16 protein-coding genes are annotated in these 17,817 nt (G+C 70.0%); 4 read left to right on the top strand and 12 right to left on the bottom strand.

The window, feature by feature from the left end; genetic code table 11:
- Positions 1–157: 157 nt before the first annotated feature.
- The 8 genes from ACFUPX_RS13840 to ACFUPX_RS13805 form a co-directional block, all read right to left on the bottom strand.
- Complete coding sequence (locus tag ACFUPX_RS13840; protein ID WP_383320621.1) at positions 158–1,243, bottom strand: S1 family peptidase; 1,086 nt, start codon at positions 1,241–1,243, stop codon at positions 158–160.
- A gap of 275 nt (positions 1,244–1,518) precedes the next feature.
- On the bottom strand, positions 1,519–2,442 hold the full coding sequence (locus ACFUPX_RS13835; protein WP_383320619.1) for a slipin family protein: 924 nt from the start codon (positions 2,440–2,442) through the stop codon (positions 1,519–1,521).
- Positions 2,443–2,598: 156 nt separating this feature from the next.
- Positions 2,599–3,498: a S1 family peptidase gene (locus ACFUPX_RS13830; RefSeq protein ID WP_383320617.1), complete on the bottom strand. Its 900-nt coding sequence runs from the start codon at positions 3,496–3,498 to the stop codon at positions 2,599–2,601.
- Positions 3,499–3,767: 269 nt separating this feature from the next.
- The gene (locus ACFUPX_RS13825) at positions 3,768–4,607 is read right to left on the bottom strand and encodes a DUF1684 domain-containing protein (RefSeq protein WP_383320616.1); all 840 of its coding nucleotides are present in this window, start codon (positions 4,605–4,607) and stop codon (positions 3,768–3,770) included.
- 29 nt (positions 4,608–4,636) lie between these two features.
- Positions 4,637–5,611, bottom strand: coding sequence for an ABC transporter substrate-binding protein (locus ACFUPX_RS13820; RefSeq protein ID WP_383320614.1), 975 nt, complete (start codon positions 5,609–5,611; stop codon positions 4,637–4,639).
- A 25-nt stretch (positions 5,612–5,636) separates the two neighbouring features.
- Complete coding sequence (locus ACFUPX_RS13815; protein WP_383320785.1) at positions 5,637–6,389, bottom strand: amino acid ABC transporter ATP-binding protein; 753 nt, start codon at positions 6,387–6,389, stop codon at positions 5,637–5,639.
- Positions 6,390–6,394: 5 nt separating this feature from the next.
- Positions 6,395–7,273, bottom strand: coding sequence for an amino acid ABC transporter permease (locus ACFUPX_RS13810; protein ID WP_383320612.1), 879 nt, complete (start codon positions 7,271–7,273; stop codon positions 6,395–6,397).
- Positions 7,270–8,127, bottom strand: coding sequence for an amino acid ABC transporter permease (locus ACFUPX_RS13805; protein ID WP_383320610.1), 858 nt, complete (start codon positions 8,125–8,127; stop codon positions 7,270–7,272). The genes ACFUPX_RS13810 and ACFUPX_RS13805 overlap by 4 nt, the downstream gene beginning before the upstream one ends.
- A gap of 541 nt (positions 8,128–8,668) precedes the next feature.
- Between ACFUPX_RS13805 and ACFUPX_RS13800 the strand changes: the two genes are divergently transcribed.
- Positions 8,669–9,628 (top strand): ABC transporter substrate-binding protein, encoded by a 960-nt coding sequence (locus tag ACFUPX_RS13800; protein ID WP_383320608.1) that lies wholly within the window; start codon positions 8,669–8,671, stop codon positions 9,626–9,628.
- Positions 9,629–9,705: 77 nt separating this feature from the next.
- Here ACFUPX_RS13800 and ACFUPX_RS13795 read toward each other — a convergent pair whose 3' ends face one another.
- Positions 9,706–10,968: a DUF5685 family protein gene (locus ACFUPX_RS13795; protein WP_383320606.1), complete on the bottom strand. Its 1,263-nt coding sequence runs from the start codon at positions 10,966–10,968 to the stop codon at positions 9,706–9,708.
- Positions 10,969–11,257: 289 nt separating this feature from the next.
- Between ACFUPX_RS13795 and ACFUPX_RS13790 the strand changes: the two genes are divergently transcribed.
- Complete coding sequence (locus tag ACFUPX_RS13790; protein ID WP_249590824.1) at positions 11,258–11,701, top strand: cell division protein SepF; 444 nt, start codon at positions 11,258–11,260, stop codon at positions 11,699–11,701.
- Between the two features lie 13 nt (positions 11,702–11,714).
- On the opposite strand, the gene ACFUPX_RS13785 is transcribed toward ACFUPX_RS13790, so the two are convergent.
- Positions 11,715–12,908, bottom strand: coding sequence for an acyl-CoA dehydrogenase family protein (locus ACFUPX_RS13785; RefSeq protein WP_383320604.1), 1,194 nt, complete (start codon positions 12,906–12,908; stop codon positions 11,715–11,717).
- Between the two features lie 164 nt (positions 12,909–13,072).
- Positions 13,073–14,698 (bottom strand): MFS transporter, encoded by a 1,626-nt coding sequence (locus ACFUPX_RS13780; RefSeq protein ID WP_383320602.1) that lies wholly within the window; start codon positions 14,696–14,698, stop codon positions 13,073–13,075.
- A 230-nt stretch (positions 14,699–14,928) separates the two neighbouring features.
- Between ACFUPX_RS13780 and ACFUPX_RS13775 the strand changes: the two genes are divergently transcribed.
- Both ACFUPX_RS13775 and ACFUPX_RS13770 read left to right on the top strand, forming a co-directional pair.
- Entirely contained in the window at positions 14,929–16,089 is a 1,161-nt protein-coding gene (locus tag ACFUPX_RS13775; RefSeq protein ID WP_383320600.1) for a hypothetical protein, read from the top strand.
- A 236-nt stretch (positions 16,090–16,325) separates the two neighbouring features.
- The gene (locus ACFUPX_RS13770; RefSeq protein ID WP_383320598.1) at positions 16,326–17,345 is read left to right on the top strand and encodes a phosphatase PAP2 family protein; all 1,020 of its coding nucleotides are present in this window, start codon (positions 16,326–16,328) and stop codon (positions 17,343–17,345) included.
- A gap of 137 nt (positions 17,346–17,482) precedes the next feature.
- Here the strand turns inward: ACFUPX_RS13770 and ACFUPX_RS13765 are convergent, their stop codons facing one another.
- Entirely contained in the window at positions 17,483–17,698 is a 216-nt protein-coding gene (locus ACFUPX_RS13765) for an I78 family peptidase inhibitor (protein ID WP_383320596.1), read from the bottom strand.
- Positions 17,699–17,817 lie beyond the last annotated feature (119 nt).

The raw sequence follows: 17,817 nt of genomic DNA, 5'->3' as shown, positions 1-17,817 counted from the left end.
GCACACCCGTACGGGGTGCCCGAGGAGCCGAAAAGGGCCTGTGAGGGCAGGCCGAAGGTCCCTTTGTGAAAGTTTTCACAAGAAGTCCGGAAGAAGGGCCGACCCACCCTTGGTGGACCGGCCCCAGATCTTGCCTACCCCTGTGCGGGGCGCACCCTCAGCCGATCTCCGCGCCGACGGCGCTGAGCACCTCGGGAACCGGCTGGAAGAACGTCTCCCCGCCGGCGCTGCAGTCACCGCTGCCGCCCGAGGTCAGCCCGAGCGCGGTGTCGCCCGCGAAGAGCGCGCCGCCGCTGTCGCCGGGCTCGGCGCAGACGTCGGTCTGGATGAGTCCGTTGACGACGTCGCCGTTGCCGTAGTTCACGGTGGCGTCGAGACCCGTGACCGTGCCGTCGTGCACCTGCGTGGTCGAGCCACTGCGCTGCACCTTCTGGCCGACGGTCGCGTCGCCCGCCTTGGCGATGGCCTGGGTCGAGCCGTTGTAGAGGTCCACCTCGCTGGGGTGCGGGGTGTCGCCGGTGTACTTGACCAGGCCGTAGTCGTTCTCGGGGAAGCTGGAGTCGGCGTTCTCACCGATCACCGGGCCGCCCTGCTTCTCGGACCAGCTCTTGACGGCCTCGGTGCAGTGCCCGGCCGTGATGAAGTGCGGAGCGCCGTCCTTGACCACGTTGAAGCCGAGCGAACAGCGGCTGCCGTCACCCCAGATGGCGTCGCCACCCGCGATCAGGGGCTTGAACTCCCCCTTGCTGTGCTGGAGTTCGGCCTTGGCGCCGAGCCCCTTCACGACCGAGCCGAGCTTGTCCATCGCGGCGCCCTTGACCGTGCGGTCCGCCGTGACGACGACCTTGTTGGTGGCCGGGTCGACCGCCCACGAGGTGCCGGGGATGGATGCCTTGTCGCTGAGCGTCGTCCGCGCGCTCTTCAGCTCGGCGAGGGAGTTCTCGACGATTCTCGCCTTGGCGCCCGCCGACTCGACGGCGTCGGCCGCGCTCTGGTCGAGGACGTTCACGACGAGGTTCTTGGCCTTGGCGTCGTAGTACGTTCCGGCCGCGTCCAGGCCGAGGTCCTTGCCGAGGGACGAGGCGAGCTTTCCGGCCTTCGCGACCGAGAGGGTGTCCGGCGTGGGGGTCGGGGCACTCTCACTCGCGTTCGCAGTCTGGAAGGTGATTCCGGCGGCGATCAGTGCGGTGATGCCCGCACCTGCCACGGCTGCACGTCGCTTGGATATGCGTCGGTGCTTCAAGTCACGTCCTCCTGTGGGGGGTCGGCCCGTTCGGTGTGGGGACCTGGGGACCGGAAGGCGTACCGGCACGGAGTCGCTCACGCTGGGAAAGCCGCGTCCATGCCAAATGGTGCGGCCCACTATCCCGATACCGTCCGGTAGCACACAAGGTCTACTTCAGGACGCGCACGCGACCAACACTGTGCGCCCCCTGTGTCTTCACCGGAGCCGGTCTCGCCACGTCGGTTCCCGCTGCAAACACCGCGTGCGAGCGGGTGATCGGCAGCGGGTGAGGACTAGTCCTGTCCGGATTTCGCCGCTCCCGGCGCGTCCGGCACTCCGGATTCCGACCTGTCGGAATCCGTCGTACCGGCATTCGGCAGCGCGACAGCGGGCGGCTCGGACGCCGCGGCGGGCGCCGTGACGGACGGCTCGGACGCCGCGGCGGGCGGCTGCTGCGCCTGCGTGGACCGCTCCAGGAAGCGGAGCAGCTCCACGGGGAAGGGCAGCACGAGCGTCGAGTTCTTCTCGGCGGCGACCGCCACCACCGTCTGCAGCAGCCGCAGTTGGAGGGCGGCGGGCTCCTCCGACATCTCGTGCGCGGCCTCGGCCAGCTTCTTGGACGCCTGGAGTTCGGCGTCCGCGTTGATGACGCGGGCCCGCCGCTCACGGTCCGCCTCGGCCTGCCGGGCCATGGAGCGTTTCATCGTCTCCGGAAGCGACACGTCCTTGATCTCGACCCGGTCGATCTGCACGCCCCACCCGACGGCCGGAGAGTCGATCATCAACTCCAGGCCCTGGTTGAGTTTTTCCCGGTTGGAGAGCAGATCGTCGAGATCGCTCTTGCCGATGATCGAACGCAGCGACGTCTGCGCCATCTGCGAGACCGCGAAACGGTAGTCCTCCACCTGGATGACGGCCTCGGTGGCATCGATCACCTTGAAGTAGATGACCGCGTCCACGCGCACCGTGACGTTGTCCCGGGTGATGCCGTCCTGCGCCGGGACCGGCATCGTCACGATCTGCATGTTCACTTTGCGGAGCCGGTCCACGAACGGCACGATCATCGTCAGTCCGGGTCCGCGCACGGAACGCTGCAGCCGCCCGAGCCGGAGCACCACGCCCCGTTCGTACTGTTTGACCACACGCGCCGCGGCCATCGCATAGACCGCTCCGGCACATCCGACGGCCACTCCCGCCGCCACCAGCTCCTCGACCATGCCGGCCCCCAGGGTCCGAATTGGGCGTGTTGGGCGTGCACTTCGAAGGTAGCGCCGCGCGGCGCACAAAGGGAGACGGGAGACAGGGGTGAGCCCCCGCCCGGACTCCGGGCGGGGGCTCATGTGCTGCTGGCTGCAGACCGGTCCGTACGTGGATCAGTAGACGCTCACGCCGTACGCGCTGAGCGCCTCGGTGACCGGCTGGAAGAAGGTCGTGCCGCCCGAGGAGCAGTTGCCGCTGCCGCCCGAGGTCAGGCCGAGCGCCTTCGTCCCCGCGTAGAGCGGACCGCCGCTGTCGCCGGGTTCGGCGCAGACCGTGGTCTTGATCATGCCGTAGACGATGTCACCGCCGCCGTAGTTCACGGTCGCGTTCAGGCCGGTGACCTTGCCGCTGTGGGTGCCGGTGGTGGAGCCGCGCCGGGTGACGTTCTGGTTCAGGGTGGCGTTGCCCGCGCTGGTGATGTCCTGGCTGCCGACGGTGCCCGACTTGGTGATCGACGAGTTCGAGTACTTGACGATGCCGTAGTCGTTGGTCGGGAAGCTGGATCCCGTCGTGGACCCGAGCGTCGTGGTGTGCCCGGAGTTGGACCACCAGGTGCCCGCACCGTCGGTGCAGTGACCGGCGGTGAGGAAGTAGTAGGTGCTGCCGCTGCGGACGTTGAAGCCGAGCGAGCATCGCCAGCTGGACGCGTAGATCGCGTCGCCGCCGGAGATCAGCTTGCTGAACTTGCCGGGAGTGCGCTCGACCTTGAGGGCGCCCGCGGTGCTGCCCGCCGCCTCCTTGATCTTGGCGATCTCGGCCTGGGAGACGGTGCTGTCGGCGGTGACGACCAGACGGTTCGTCGCCTTGTCGACACTCCACGCGGTGCCTGCGACATCCGCGTCGAGCACCGCGTCGCTCGCCTTGGTGAGCTGCGCCGAGCTGAAGGTGGTGACGTCATTGGCGTTCGCAGCGGGGACGGCGAGCGCGCCGGCGGCCACAAGTCCGGTGGCCACGGCGAGCAGACGAGTACGTCTCGCTATGCCGCTGCGGGGGGTGGTGCGCTTGTTCCTCACTTGTTGTTCCTCCCGGGGGGAAGTCAGTGGGCCCGGTGGGTTGGGGCCCGTGAGGCGCAGCCAATGAGCAGAAAAAAGGCAAGCCGGATTCCGGTTACGCCGTGCTCCTGACAAGCGCTGCTCGGGAGTATTCGGGCCGGGGACATCGCGCACAAGGGCGCCTTTCGGCCGTCGGGCGGATACACGCAGAGCGGCCCCGGCGGCTTTCGTACCTGTCGTACGCCGCCGGGGCTCGGGCGGCTCTGCTCCTGAGCCTTGTCTCTGACGGGTCAGCGGCCGATGAGGTTCCTCTCCCCCGCGGCGATCTCGACGTCAAGGGAGTTGCCCGGGGGCGGGAAGGGGCAGATGAAGTGGTCGGCGAAGGCGCACGGCGGAAGCAGCGCGCGGTTGAAGTCGACGGCCGTGCGCCCCTCGGCGTCCGGCGCGGCGGGCCGCAGGAACCGGAACCGGTAGCTGGACACCCCGCTGGTCGCGTCGGCGAAGACCGCCCAGAGGGAGCCGTCGCCCTCCACCGACACCTGGAGCGTGTGGTCCTTTCCGGCCAGGGTGAAGGCCAGCTCGCCCCCGAGGCCGAGCCCCCGCTCCACCCCGTCCGCGTTGCCGACCTTGACGGTGCGCACCCCGCTGCCAGGAGCGTCGGTGCTGTCGGCGGCGTACGGAGTGAAGAGCCCCGGCACCACCCAGCGCTCGTCGTACTCGGTGGCCTCGATGCCCTGGAAGGCCCGGCGCGTGGCGGACTCCGGGTCGAAGTCGCGCACCGCCCAGAGCCCTTCGCGCCGCAGCACGACCAGGCGGCGGTCGCCGTGCCCGACGCGGGCCGCGCCGACCGGCCCCGGGTCGGCGGTCAGGTGGGCCTCTCCGTCGAGGAGCTGCCCGTCGAGGGTGAGCCCGTCGCCGGCCCCGGCGGCCAGGGCGATCTCGTCGCCCGCCTCGGTCCAGCGCCCGGGGATGCCCGGAAGTGAGCCGTCCGGGTAGTCCGCGAGCCAGTGCGTGCCGGTGAGGGCGAGCGGGCCGTAGGGCGCCGCCACCGTCTGTGTCCGCTGCTCGTGCCAGTGCTTCCAGTCGTGGGAAGCGTCCGTCGTTCCGTCCGTCGATGCGTCCGTCGTCATGTGATCAACCTTTTCATACCGGTATATCCCTACGGCTTGGGCAGACCCTTGGGATTGATCTGCGACTCCTTCACGCCTTCGTCGCTCAGGCCCCAGCGCTTGAGCACCTTCGCGTAACTGCCGTCCTCGATCACGTGGTTGAGCGCGGCGGCGTACGCCTCGACGAGCCCGCTGTCCTTCTTCGTGGTGGCCGCGATCTCGCCCTGGATGCTCGGCCCGCCGCCCGACATCGTGCCGATGATCTTCGTCTGCCCCGATGCCGCCACGTGGTAGGCGGCCGAGGGGTTCGGGCCGAGGTAGGCGTCGATGCGGCCCGACTGGAGGGCCAGGTAGTAGTCGGAGTCCTTCTGGAAGTACTTGATGTCGACCGGCTTGCGCCCGGCCTTCTCGTTCTGCTCGCTCCAGTCGACGAGGATCTTCTCCTGGTTGGTGCCGGAGGAGACCGCGATCGACTTGCCCGCCACGTCCGCGGGCTTCTTCGCCGTCCACTTCGCGTCCTTGCGGGCCTCGAAGGCGATGTTGTCGTGGCGGTAGGTCGCGAAGTCGTACTTCTCCTTGCGCTCCTCCGTCACCGTGACGTTCGAGAAGACCCCGTCGAACTTTCCGCTGTCCAGGCCGACGAAGAGGTTCTCCCAGGAGACCTGTTCGAACTTCGGCTTCAGGCCGAGCGTGTCGGCGACCAGGCTCGCGATGTCGACCTCGGAGCCGATCCGCGTCTTGTCGTCGGTGGCGTAAAAACCGAGCGGCGCGACCGAGTCCGCGCTGCCGCCGAGCCGCAGCGTGCCGCGCTCGCGCACCTTCGCGGGCAGGAGCTTCGCGAGCGCGTCGACCTTCTTTGCGCGTACGCGGTTCTGGTCGGGCCCGATGTTGATGTTGCCGACCTTCTTGGTGCCGGGCTCGCCGCCGCCGGTCGCGGCGTCGCTGTCCCCGCCGCAGGCGCCGAGCAGGGGCGCGAGGGCCAGGGCGGCGACGGAGAGGGAGAGGGTGGTGCGTCGGGAAGACATGCGGGAGCTCCTAGAGAACCTTTGGCTAGAGAACCTTGGAAAGAAACGCGCGGGTGCGGTCGTGCCGTGGACGGTCCAGTACGTCGCCGGGGGCGCCCTGCTCGACGATGAGTCCCTCGTCCATGAAGACGACGGTGTCGGCGACCTCACGCGCGAAGCCGATCTCATGGGTGACGACGATCATCGTGGTGCCCTGGCTCGCCAGGTCCTTGATGACGTCGAGGACTTCACCGACCAGTTCGGGGTCCAGGGCCGACGTCGGCTCGTCGAAGAGCAGCAGCTTCGGCTCCAGGGCGAGCGCGCGGGCGATCGCCACGCGCTGCTGCTGCCCGCCGGAGAGCTGCTTGGGGTACGCGTCCGCCTTGTCGGCGAGCCCGACCCGGTCGAGCAGGGTCCCGGCATCCGCCACCGCCTGCTTGCGCGGGCGCTTCAGCGCGGAGACGGGCGCCTCGACGATGTTCTCCAGGACGGTCAGATGCGGGAAGAGGTTGAAGTTCTGGAAGACGAAGCCGATCTGGGTGCGCTGCTTGAGCACCTCGCGTTCGCGCAGCTCGTACAGCTTGTCGCCGGAGCGCCGGTAGCCGACGAGCGCTCCGTCGACGCTGATCCACCCCTTGTCCACCTTCTCCAGGTGGTTGATGGCGCGCAGCAGCGTGGACTTGCCGGATCCGGAGGGCCCCAGGATGACGGTGACCTCGCCCTTGCGCACCTGCAGATCGAGGCCCCGCAGGACTTCCAGGGTCCCGAAGGACTTGTGCACGGAACGGAGTTCGACCATCGCGCTCATCGCGATGCCCCCTTAGAGAAGTGACGTTCGACGTAGTGCTGGAGGACGGAGAGGGCGCTGGTGAGCAGGACGTACCAGGCGGTGGCGACCATCAGGAGCGGCACGACGCGGCCGTTGCGGCCGTAGATGACCTGCACCTGGTAGAAGAGCTCGCCGATCGCCATCACGGAGACGATCGAGGTGCCCTTGAAGAGGGAGATGATCTCGTTGGCCGCGTTGGGCAGGATCGAGCGCATCGCCTGCGGCAGGACGATGCGGCGGATCTGCCGCAGCCGGGGGATGCCGAGCGCCGCCGCGGCCTCCAACTGGCCGCTGTCGACGGACAGGACGCCCGCGCGCACGATCTCGGCGGCGTACGCGGCCTGGTGCAGGGCGAGCCCGAGGACCGCCGCGCTCATCGCGCCGACGAGCCCCATCGTGTCGAAGGTGAGGAACCCGGGCCCGAACGGGATCCCGAACTGCAACTCCTTGTACAGATAGGCGAGGTTGAACCAGAAGAGCAGCTGCACGATGAGCGGGATCGAGCGGAACGCCCAGATGTAGGCGAAGGCCACCGCCCTCAGGAAGGGGCTGGCCGAGAGCCGCATGAAAGCGATCACGATGCCGAGCGCGAAGCCGAGAGCCGTGCCGTAGAAGGTGAGCTGGAGGGTGACCCAGACCGCCTTGAGGATCACGTCGGCGGTGAAGAACTCGGCGAACACCTCCCATTCCCAGCCGGAGTTGGTGGCAAGTCCGTGCACGAACTGGGCCACCAGGACCGCCGTCGCGACGACGGCCGCCCAGCGCCAGGGGTGTCGTACGGGAACGACCTTCAGCGCGCCGAAGTCGCCCTTGACCAGATCCTCGCCGGCGGCCCGGCGCTCCGTCACGCTCATCGGGTGCGCTCCGAACCGCGCGCGTAGTGCCGCTCCACGTAGTACTGCCCGACGCTGAGCAGCGAGGTGATCACGACGTACCAGATGGTGGCCACCAGGAGCAGCGGGATCACCTGGTAGGTGCGGTGGTAGACGAGCTGCACGGAGTAGAGGAGGTCCTGCACCGCGATCACGCTGACGATCGACGTGCCCTTGAGCGTGCCGATCAGCATGTTCCCGGCCGGAGGCACGATGGAGCGCATGGCCTGCGGCAACACGATCCGCCGCCATCTGCGCCACCGGCTGAGCCCGAGCGCCTGTGCGGCCTCGATCTGCCCGCGGTCGACGGAGAGGATCCCGCCGCGCACCACCTCGGCGGCGTACGCGGCCTCGTGCAGGGTGAGCCCGATGACGGCGATGGTGATCGGCCCCAGGAGGTTCACCGTCTTCACGCCGAACAGGTACGGGTACAGCGCCCCGATGTTGAACCAGAACAGCAGCTGCACCAGGATCGGCATCGACCTGAAGAGCCAGACATAGCCCCAACTGACCCCGCGCAGCACAGGGTTGGACGAGAGCCGCCCCATGGCGAGGATCGCGCCGAGCACGAAGCCGAGCACCATGACGACGGCGGTCAGCCAGAGCGTGAGCCACAGGCCGCGCAGCACGGACGCGGAGGTGAAGTAGTCGCCCACCACGTCCCACTGGAACGCTTCGTTGCGGACGACGGAGTTGACGGCGAGCGCGAGGAGCACGAGGACAGCCGCCGCGGCCACCCACTGTCCGGCGCGGCGCTGCGGAACGATGCGCGGGACATCGGGTGGCGGGTCATGGGGAGGGGCCGGTGCGGCTTTGGCGAGCGTGTCGGAAGACATGGCGAAGGCTCCGTGGATACGGGAGGTCTCCGGCGCACGGGGCGATCGCAGGGCGAAGCGCTCGGCGGGAGATCACACACGGGTGATGCCTTCACACGGACCGAGCCCCTCAGCACGATCCGCCTTGAGAGTACGGGGCGCTTTCGGCCCGCTGTCAAGGCCGTCCAGGATATGAGCGGTTGGTCTCAGGACAGTTGACGCGCAAACGGATGCCTGTTCCACTTGCCCCATGCATTCGCAGCAGTGGCTGGTCACGCGCTCCCACATCGACTTCGGTCGAGTGTGGTCGGCGTCGTGTTCGACGACTCTCTGAGCCGACCCCCTGCGCGCCGAGCCCCTTCCTTTCCGGGGTCTCTCCCGCCGTGCACGTCCCGTGGGCCACGTTTCGGCCTCGCCCGCGCGCCGTTGACCCCGCCTTCACACGCGTACTCCGCCGCTGCACCGCTCTGAGCGACGGCACCCCTCCCTCGTTTCCCCCTGCGTCCGCTGCGCCCTGCGTCCGCTTCGCCCTGCCCTGCTGCCCGATGGAGACCGTCACGCCATGAGCAAGTCCTCGCATTCCCGTCCCGTCCAGGCGGCCTTCGCCCTGATCACCGCCGCCACCCTCACGCTCACCGCCTGCGGCTCCCCGGACTCCGCCGACACCACGGGCGGCGCGGCCCCCGCGGGCAAGAGCGACAAGATCCCCACGCGGGACGTGGTCTCCTCGGTCAAGAAGAACGCGGCGGCGGCGAAGCTCCTGCCCGCGGACGTACGCGAGCGGGGCACCCTCAATCTCGCGACCGCCGTCGGCGGCAGTCCACCCGGCAACACCTACCTGGAGGACGGGAAGACGATCGTCGGCCAGGACGCCGACTTCGCGGAGGCCGTCGCCAAGGCGCTCGGCCTTCAGCTGAAGCGCGAGGCCGCGAGCTTCGAGGCGATCCTGCCCGCCCTGGACAGCGGGAAGTACGACCTGGGCACCGGCAACTTCGGCGTCACGGAGGAGCGGCGCAAGACCATCGACTTCGTCACGTACATCAACGACGGCCAGGGCTTCGCGGTCCGTGCGGACAGCAAGCTGAAGAAGGTCACCGACTTCCGTCAGCTGTGCGGCCTGAACGTGGCGACCGGTGCGGGCACCACCTTCGAGGTCACCCTGGAGGACAACAAGCACGTGTGCGAGGACGCGGGCAAGAAGCCGTACAGCGTGAAGACGTACGCCGAGCAGGGCGCGATCTGGGGTTCGCTCCAGCAGGGCCGCAGCGATGTGGTGATGTCCACGATCAACGGCCTGCGCTATGCCGTGGCCCACCAGGAAGGGCTGAAGTTCCTCGGCGAGTACCACCGCCTCGACGTGGGCTTCGCCTTCAAGAAGGGCACGAAGCTGGCGCCGGCCTTCCGCGCCGCGGTGAACCAGCTGATCGAGGACGGCACGTACGACCGCATCCTGAAGAAGTGGGGCACCCGGGGCTCGGCGATCGAGGAGTCCCGGATCTCCCCGCCGGAGATCAAGGACTGACCGCGCCCTAAGCGGCGCGGGGAACTGCGCGACCAGCCACGACGAGCCCGCAGACGAACAGCAGTACCCCGCAGTTCCTACAGCCCGCAGTCACAGCACTGGCAGCACTCGCAGATGCCGCAGCAGCCGCAGTCGTCGCAGTTGGAGCAGCAGCCCTCGCGCTTCTTGCGGGACCAGGCGCCCTCGTACGAATCGGCGCAGCACACCTTGCAGGTGCAGCAGAGCCCGATGGCGACCGCGCACCCCGCCAGGAACCCCCGCTTGCCCGGCTTCGGCGGCTGCGGCTCAAACCCGGGCCCGCCCCCGGGGCCACCAGGACCGCCCGGACCGCCGGGCACCCCGCCTCCGTACGGATTGCCACCTCCGTACGGGGACTGCGGGCCGTACGGACCGCTGGAGGGAGGTCCGTACGGCCCGCCCTGGTCCGGCGGCGGCCCGAAGGTGCCGCCCTGATGGTCCGTCACCCCATGGGCGTGCCCGCAGGCGTCGGCCTTGAAGGCGCGGTCCACCGAGCGCCCCAGCTCGTGCGCGAGCAGCATGTGGGCGAGCTTGCCGTCGGTGAATTCGGTGTCGCGCAGCGCGAGGCGGATGCCGTGCAGCGCGTCGTCGGCCAGGCGCCGGGCCTCGGCGAGTCCGGTGCCCGTGGCCGTCAGGGGGTTCCACGCACCCGACGCGGCGTCAGCTTCCTTGTCCTCCACGGCGTCCAGGAGATGCGCGAGCCTGCCGAAGAGCCGCCCGGCCTCGGCGAGCGGCTCGGCGTTGCCCGGCCTGCCCGCGAGGACGGCGGTGTGCGCGAAGGCCGCGGCGGTCGCGGTCTCGGTCGGCTCGGTGACCGCCAGCAGGGAGGTTCCCGGGCCCGCCAAGCCCTCGATGCCGACCTGCCGTTCGACGGCGTCCAGCAGGACCGCCGTGTCGAAGCCCACGTCGGCGCCGGTGCGCGCGCCCGCCCGGTCCCAGCTCCGTGCCACCCGCCGGGCGGCGGCGGCCACCGGCCTGCGCGCCAAGAGGCCGTCCCCGTCGACGACGTGGTCGCGCACCTTCGCCGAGGCGAGCACCAGCGAAACGGCGGCGGCGAGCCGCGCTCCCTCACCCTGAGCGACGGAAGCGGTACGCATTCCGCGCAGCGGACAGGGCCCGGCGGTGCGTCGCCAGCCGGTCGATCTCGCGGCCTGAGCCTCCGTCAGAACCGAGATGATCAGGCCGTCGTAGTTGGTCACGACGCGGGCGAACTGCCCGTGGTCGCCGCGCAGCGCGAGACAGAGTCCGCACAGATGAGCCATCCACTGAGCCTTCAGCCCCTCGCCGAGACGGTGGCTGCAGGGCCTGACGATTCCGAACATGCGACTCCCCCGTGAGCCTGTTTTCGATCAACTCGGGCATCGTATCGAGGGGTCCGTTCACCCGGACGCACCGCCCGTCACCCATACGCCGTGAAGAATCATATTTCACTCACTGTCAGCAGCCGTACACAGCACGACCCTTGGGGAGCCACGTGAAACACCGTGTTGACTCTGCACCAGTACCGTCACGAAAACCCCGCGCGGCGACTATCCACTTGGCGCACTATCCGCATCATGGACGAACATGGGGATGCGGAACGCAGAAAGCCCGCTGTGAGAGGAGGCGTCCATGGGATCGGTACGCAAGGCGAGTGCCTGGCTTGGCCTCGTCGACGACAACAACAACGACGAGCGTTACTACGACGGCTATGACGACGACGGGGCCGAGGGCCCCGGCGATGCCTGGGTGACCGACCCGCGCGTGCGGGTGGTCGCCGAGGCGGCCGAGGAGGAGGGTCGCCGGATCGGCACCGTGACCCCGGACAGCTTCCGGGACGCGCGCGGCATCGGCGAGCTCTTCCGGGACGGCGTCCCGGTCATCATCAACCTCACGTCGATGGAGCCCGGCGACGCCAAGCGCGTCGTGGACTTCGCGGCGGGCCTGACCTTCGGTCTGCGCGGCTCCATCGAGCGCGTGGCCACACGGGTCTTCCTGCTCACCCCCGCCAACACGCAGATCGTCAACGGGGAGGCCACGAGCCGTCCGTCGGACGGCTTCTTCAACCAGAGCTAGCGGGCGAGGCCGCTCACCGGAAGGCGTCAAGACCGGTGAGCGCCTTGCCCAACACGAGTTGATGCATCTCGACGGTGCCCTCGTAGGTGAGCACCGATTCGAGGTTCGTCGCGTGCCGCATCACGGGGTACTCCAGCGAGATCCCGTTCGCGCCCAGGATCGTCCGGGACGTGCGGCAGATCTCGATCGCTTCTCGTACGTTGTTGAGCTTGCCGAAGCTGACCTGTTCGGGGCGGAGCCTGCCCGCGTCGAGGCGCCGGCCCAGGTGGTGCGCGAGCAGGATGCCCTTGTGCAGCTCGACCGCCATGTCGGCGAGCTTGGCCTGGGTGAGCTGGAAGCCGCCGATCGGCCTGCCGAACTGCTCGCGGGTCTTGGAATACTCGACGGCCGTCTCGAAGGACGAGCGGGCGGCGCCCATGGCTCCCCAGACGATGCCGTAGCGCGCGTGGGAGAGGCAGCTCAGGGGGCCCTTGAGCCCGGTGACCTCGGGAAGGACGGCGTCGGCGGGCAGCCGGACCTCGTCCATCACCAGCTCACTGGTGACGCTCGCGCGCAGCGACCACTTGTGCTTGATCTCGGGCGCGGAGAAGCCGGGGCTGTCCGTGGGGACGACGAAGCCGCGGATCCCCTCGTCCGTCTGCGCCCAGACGACGGCGACACCGGCCACCGACCCGTTGGTGATCCACATCTTGCGTCCGGTGAGCACCCAGTCGGTGCCGTCCTTCTTCGCGTGGGTACGCATGCCCGCCGGGTCGGAGCCGTGGTCGGGCTCGGTCAGGCCGAAGCAGCCGATGATCTCGCCCGCGGCCATGCCGGGCAGCCACTGCTGCTTCTGCTCCTCGGAGCCGAAGCGGTGGATGGCGTACATGGCGAGGGAGCCCTGCACGGAGACGAGCGAGCGGATGCCGGAGTCGGCGGCCTCCAGCTCCAGACAGGCGAGCCCGTACTGGACGGAGCTGGCGCCCGCGCAGCCGTAGCCCTCCAGGGACATGCCGAGCGCGCCGATCGAGCCGAGCTCACGGGCCAGGTCACGGATGCCGGGCAGCTCGCCCTTCTCGTACCAGTCGGCGATGTGGGGCAGGACGCGGTCGGCCGCCCAGCTGCGGACGGTCTCCCGGATCGCGAGGTCCTCCGGCTCCAGGAGGTCGTCGATGCCGAGGGGATCGGTGGGGTCGAAGGGCGGCAGGGGCGTACGGCGTGCGGACATCTCGGGCCTCCGGCGGCGCAAAAACTAGCAGCGGTAGTTACTTACGGCTCGCGCTGACGTTACGACGCGGGGTCGCGCCGGAACAAGTGCGTGCGGGTGCAAGTGCGTGCGGGTGCTCGTGCGTGCGGGTGGAGGACTTCCCCGGCCGGCGGGCCGAGGTCGCGTCAGCGGACGGACTCCGCGTGGACCCCCGTCGCGTCCCGGGGCGCCGGTATCCCCTGCTCGGGCAGCGACGCGGGCGTCCCGCACTCCATGGTCCGCGGCAGCTTCAGGGCCATCAGGGCGCCGAGCAGCAGCAGTCCCGCGCTGACCAGCAGGGTCACGTGCAGCCCGTGCACGAAGGACTCCCGCGCGGCGCTGCGCAGGGCCTCGCCCGCCCCGCCGCCGAGCCCCGAAGCGACTTCGTACGCCTCACCGAGGGAGTGGCTCGCGGCGGCGCTCTCCTTGGCGGGAACGCCCCGCACGGAGGAGAGACCCGGCGCGTAGGCCGCGTTCATGACGCTGCCGAGCAGCGCGATGCCGATGCCCGCGCCCAGCTGGTACGAGGTCTCGCCGATCGCGGCGGCGCCGCCCGCCTGCGACTGGGGGGCCTCGCTGAGCATCGACTCGTAGGAGCCGAAGAGGGTGGTCTGCAGGCCGAGGCCGAGCAGCACGAAGCTGGTGATCATCAACGGGTCGTTGAGCTGATCGCCCATCCCGGTAAGCACCACCACGGCCACCGCGGTCAGGGTGAACCCGGCGGCGACCATCACGCGCGGGCCGAAGCGGTGCAGGAGCTTGGATCCGGCGAGGCCCGCGACCATCGCGGCGACGGTGAGCGGCACGAGCCGCATGCCGGTCTCCAGCGGGGAGAGGCCGAGCACCAGCTGCAGATACTGCGCGGCGACCAGCTCCAGGCCCACCAGGGCCAGCATCGCGAGCACGATGCAGCCCAGCGAGGTGCTGAACGCGGGCCGCGCGAACATCGAGAGGTCTATGAGCGGGAACTTGCGCCGCCGCTGCCTGCGGACGAAGCCGATCAGGAGGGCGCCGCCGATGAAGAACGAGAGAAGCGTCGTCATGCCGAACGGCGACTCTCCGCCGCCGGCCCGCTTCACGGCGAAGACGAGGCCGAAGAGCCCGCCCGCGGCCATCAGCGCGCCGATCACGTCCCACGGGCCGTCGCGGTCGCCCGTGGACTCGGGCAGCAGCAGGCGCCCGATGGGCAGGCTGACCAGCATCAGCGGGATGTTTATCAGGAAGACCGAGCCCCACCAGAAGTGCTCGAGGAGGAAGCCGCCGAGCAGCGGCCCGCCCGCCGCGCCGATTCCGGCCACCGCGCTCCACACACCGATGGCGACGGCGCGCTCACGCCGGTCGGGGAAGACCTGGCGCAGGATCGAGAGGGTCGCGGGCATGATCATCGCGCCGCCGACGCCGAGCAGGGCACGGGCCGCGATCAGGACCTGGGCGTTGTCCGCCATCGCCGCCACGGCCGAGGCCACGCCGAAGAGGGCGTAGCCGAGCAGCAGCACGCGTCTGCGGCCGACCCGGTCACCGAGGGTGCCGAAGAGGATGAGCAGCGAGGCGCAGACCAGCGGATAGACGTCCACGATCCACAGCAGCTCGATGCCGCCGGGCTTCAGGTCTTCGGTGACGGCGGGCACCGCGACGTGCAGAACGGTGGCGTCGACGGCGACGAGCAGCAGGCTCACGCAGAGAACGACGAGCACCAGCCAGCGGTTGGCGCCACCCTGCGACCCGGGTACCCGACGGCCGGAAGGCGCGGTGGCCGTGGTTGAACCCGACATGTGCGATACCTCCCAGTGATCCCTCGCATCGGCGGCCCCGCGGGACGTGATCTCCCAGCTGGCGGCGGCGAAAGGCGAGTGAGCCGTCAGAGTACGCGAGTTCACGGCTGTGGCGCGTGGCGGACCTCTCATGGTTGCGCGCAGACGGTGTGGCGTACACCACGCCGCCCACGCAGGGACCACGCACCCGGGCGGGCGGCCGGTTCCCGCCGGCGCCGATAATCGAGCCCGTGACCGACCTTGATCAACGCCTGCCGCCGCCCTCGTACGGCGCCCGTGCGGGAGCCGCGCTGCGCCGTGCGGCGCCCGCGCTCCTCGTCTACGCCGGGGTGCGCGCCCTGGGGGTCGCGGTGCTCGCGGTGTGGAGCGCGGCGGCGGGCAAGAGCCCGCACACGCTGCTCACCGCCCGCTGGGACTCCCTCTGGTACACCCGCGTCGCCGAGCACGGCTACGGCTGGGAGGTGACACTCCCGGACGGCAGCGTCCACTCGAACCTCGCGTTCTTCCCACTGCTGCCCTGGCTGGAGCGTCTCGTCTCGGCGGCCAGCCCCTTGTCGTACGCCGACGCGGGCCTGGTGGTGAGCTGGCTCGCCTCGCTCTGCGCCGCCGCGGGGATCTTCGCGATCGCCGATCACCTCTACGGGCGCCGGGCGGGGATCTGCGCGGCCGGGCTGTGGGCGGTCCTGCCGGTGGGGATCGTGCAGTCGATGGCGTACAGCGAGTCACTCTTCACCGCGCTCGCGGCCTGGTCGCTGTACGCGGTGCTGACCGGCCGCTGGGTGTGGGCGGGCGCGCTCGCCTCCTGCGCGGGGCTGACCCGGCCCGTGGGCGCCGCGGTCGTCGCGGCGCTCTGGGTGACGGCGGCCGTCCACGTCCACCGGGAGCGCAGGGCCGGGTGGCGCATGGTCCTCGGAGTGGTCCTGGCCCCGCTGGGCGCCGCGGGCTACGTCCTGTGGGTCGGCCGGCGCACCGGGGACGGTCTCCTCGGCTATCTCGACGTCCAGGCGGGCTGGGGCAACGGCTTCGACTTCGGCTATGCCTTCGCCCGCTTCGTGGGCGACAAGTTCACCGCCTTCCCCGCGGCCCTGGCGGGGGTCGGCCTGATCGTCGGGGTCGCCCTGGTGGTCTGGCTGTACGTCGTCGGCGTACGGGGCAAGCAGCCGCTGCCGCTGCTGGTCTACAGCGGGATCGTGGTGGCGCTCGCCCTGTGCGCGGCGGGCTATTTCGGCTCGAAGCCGCGCCTCCTGCTGCCCGCCTTCCCGCTGCTCCTGCCCCTCGCCGTGGCCCTCGCCCGGCTGCGTACGTCCAGGTCGGCGCTGGTGCTCGCGGGCGTGGCGGCGGCGAGCGCGGTGTACGGGGCGTTCTGGCTGAACGGCTCGGGTCCGCCATGATCGTTTCCGGGCCCCGGGTGAGCGCGGGGGAAATTCCGCACCAGGCCCCGGTGAACGAATTAATAAGTGCCATATAACGGCCGCACTAATGATCAACGAATTCAGTAAGGGGCTTGTCGCGGAATAGGGAATCGGCGGGAATAAACCCCCGTCTGAGATCAATGCCACATCACATCGTCATCACAAAGCCACTGATTCGGCCTAGCGGTGCACTCACTCGCTGTAACGTCGATTGGGTGCGTACCGAACGAAACCTCACCCGTCTGGACCGGGTCTTCGCCCGTCTCGACCGTGAGCCGGAACGACCGGCCGGCCTCGATGTACCGAGGATGAGCAGGCACAGGATCGTGCTCTTCAGCGCGACCTTCGCCTTCTACCTCGCCATCGTGGTCGCTGTGCTGGCCACCTCGTGGCTGGTGCGGTTCGACTGGCAGGTCATGTTCTTCCGGCCCTACCAGCAGTGGCCCGAGATCCACGCCTTCCTCGACTACTGGGTGGTCCTCGGCCAGCGCGGCCCGACCGCCGTGATGGTCGCGGCCTGGCTGGGCTGGCGCTCCTGGCGTCAGCACACCATCCGCCCGCTCCTGACGTTCGGCGCCGCCCTGCTGCTCCTGAACATCACGGTCGGCGCCGCCAAGATCGGCATGGGCCGCCTCGGCCCGCACTACGCCACCACGATCGGCGCCAACGAGATGTGGCTCGGCGGCGATATATTCCCCTCGGGTCACACCGCCAATGCCGTGGTGACCTGGGGAATCCTGGCCTACATGGCCTCCACCCCGCGCACCCGCCGCTACCTCTCGGCGCTCTCCGCCGTGGTCTCCCTCAGCGTCGGCCTGACCACCGTGTACCTCGGCACCCACTGGCTGAGCGACGTCTTCCTCGGCTGGGCCGCGGGTCTGCTCGTCCTGCTGGCGCTGCCCTGGGTCGAGCCGCTGCTCACCCGGGTCGAGGGCTGGATCTTCAGCCTGCGGGACCTGTGGCGCGACCGCCGCACCGGCGCCCGCTTCCCGGCCCCGGCCACCCCGGTCCCCGCCATGTCGCCGCGGCCCGCCGCCGCACCGGCCGACGAGCCCCAGGTCCGCGAGCCGGTCGGCGCCTCGCGCCCCGCCCGCGCCCCGGCCTACCTCGCGCCAGGACCGCACACACCGCGCTCCGAGCGCAGCCCGGTGACCCCGGCGGGCAGCCGCCGCCCGCCGCACTCCGAGCGCCCCTCACGCGCCGCCACGTCGCCCCGCCCGGTCGCGGGCGGCTAGCCCGAGGCAGCCCCAGGGACAGCGGGGGTCGGTACGCACAACCCATCCCCCGCGGCGCGAAGGCCCCGGTTCCGTCCAGGAACCGGGGCCTTCGCCATGTCGTGCCCGTACGCCGTCCTACACCGCCGGGGGCGCGGTCAGCCCTTCCAGCAGCGGATCACGACGCCTTCCTTGACCTCGAAGTTGAGCCGCCCCGCGAGGTACTCCATGGTGATGATCGCGCCCGGCGGCAACGACCTGACCGTGGACCAGCCGCGCTCGCGGGCTTGGTGCTCCGCGCCGTCGGCCGCGAGGCCGACGTAGGCGTCCAAGGTGTCCTGGGGTTCGGCGGGAGGGGTCGGAATAGGTGCCATGGCCGCCACGTTAGGCGGCGCGGCCCGGCCGGGGAAGGCCATAGCCGGACACCATGCGTCACCGGTCCCTCCCCGGTCACGCTTTTGTCACAGCATCACGACCGGCGTTTCGCCTTAAC

Source organism: Streptomyces sp. NPDC057302 (genome assembly GCF_042667685.1).
In the GTDB taxonomy this organism is placed as follows: Bacteria; Actinomycetota; Actinomycetes; order Streptomycetales; family Streptomycetaceae; genus Streptomyces.
The sequence above is the reverse complement of the archived record's forward strand: the minus strand, read 5'-3'. Positions and strand labels throughout refer to the sequence as shown.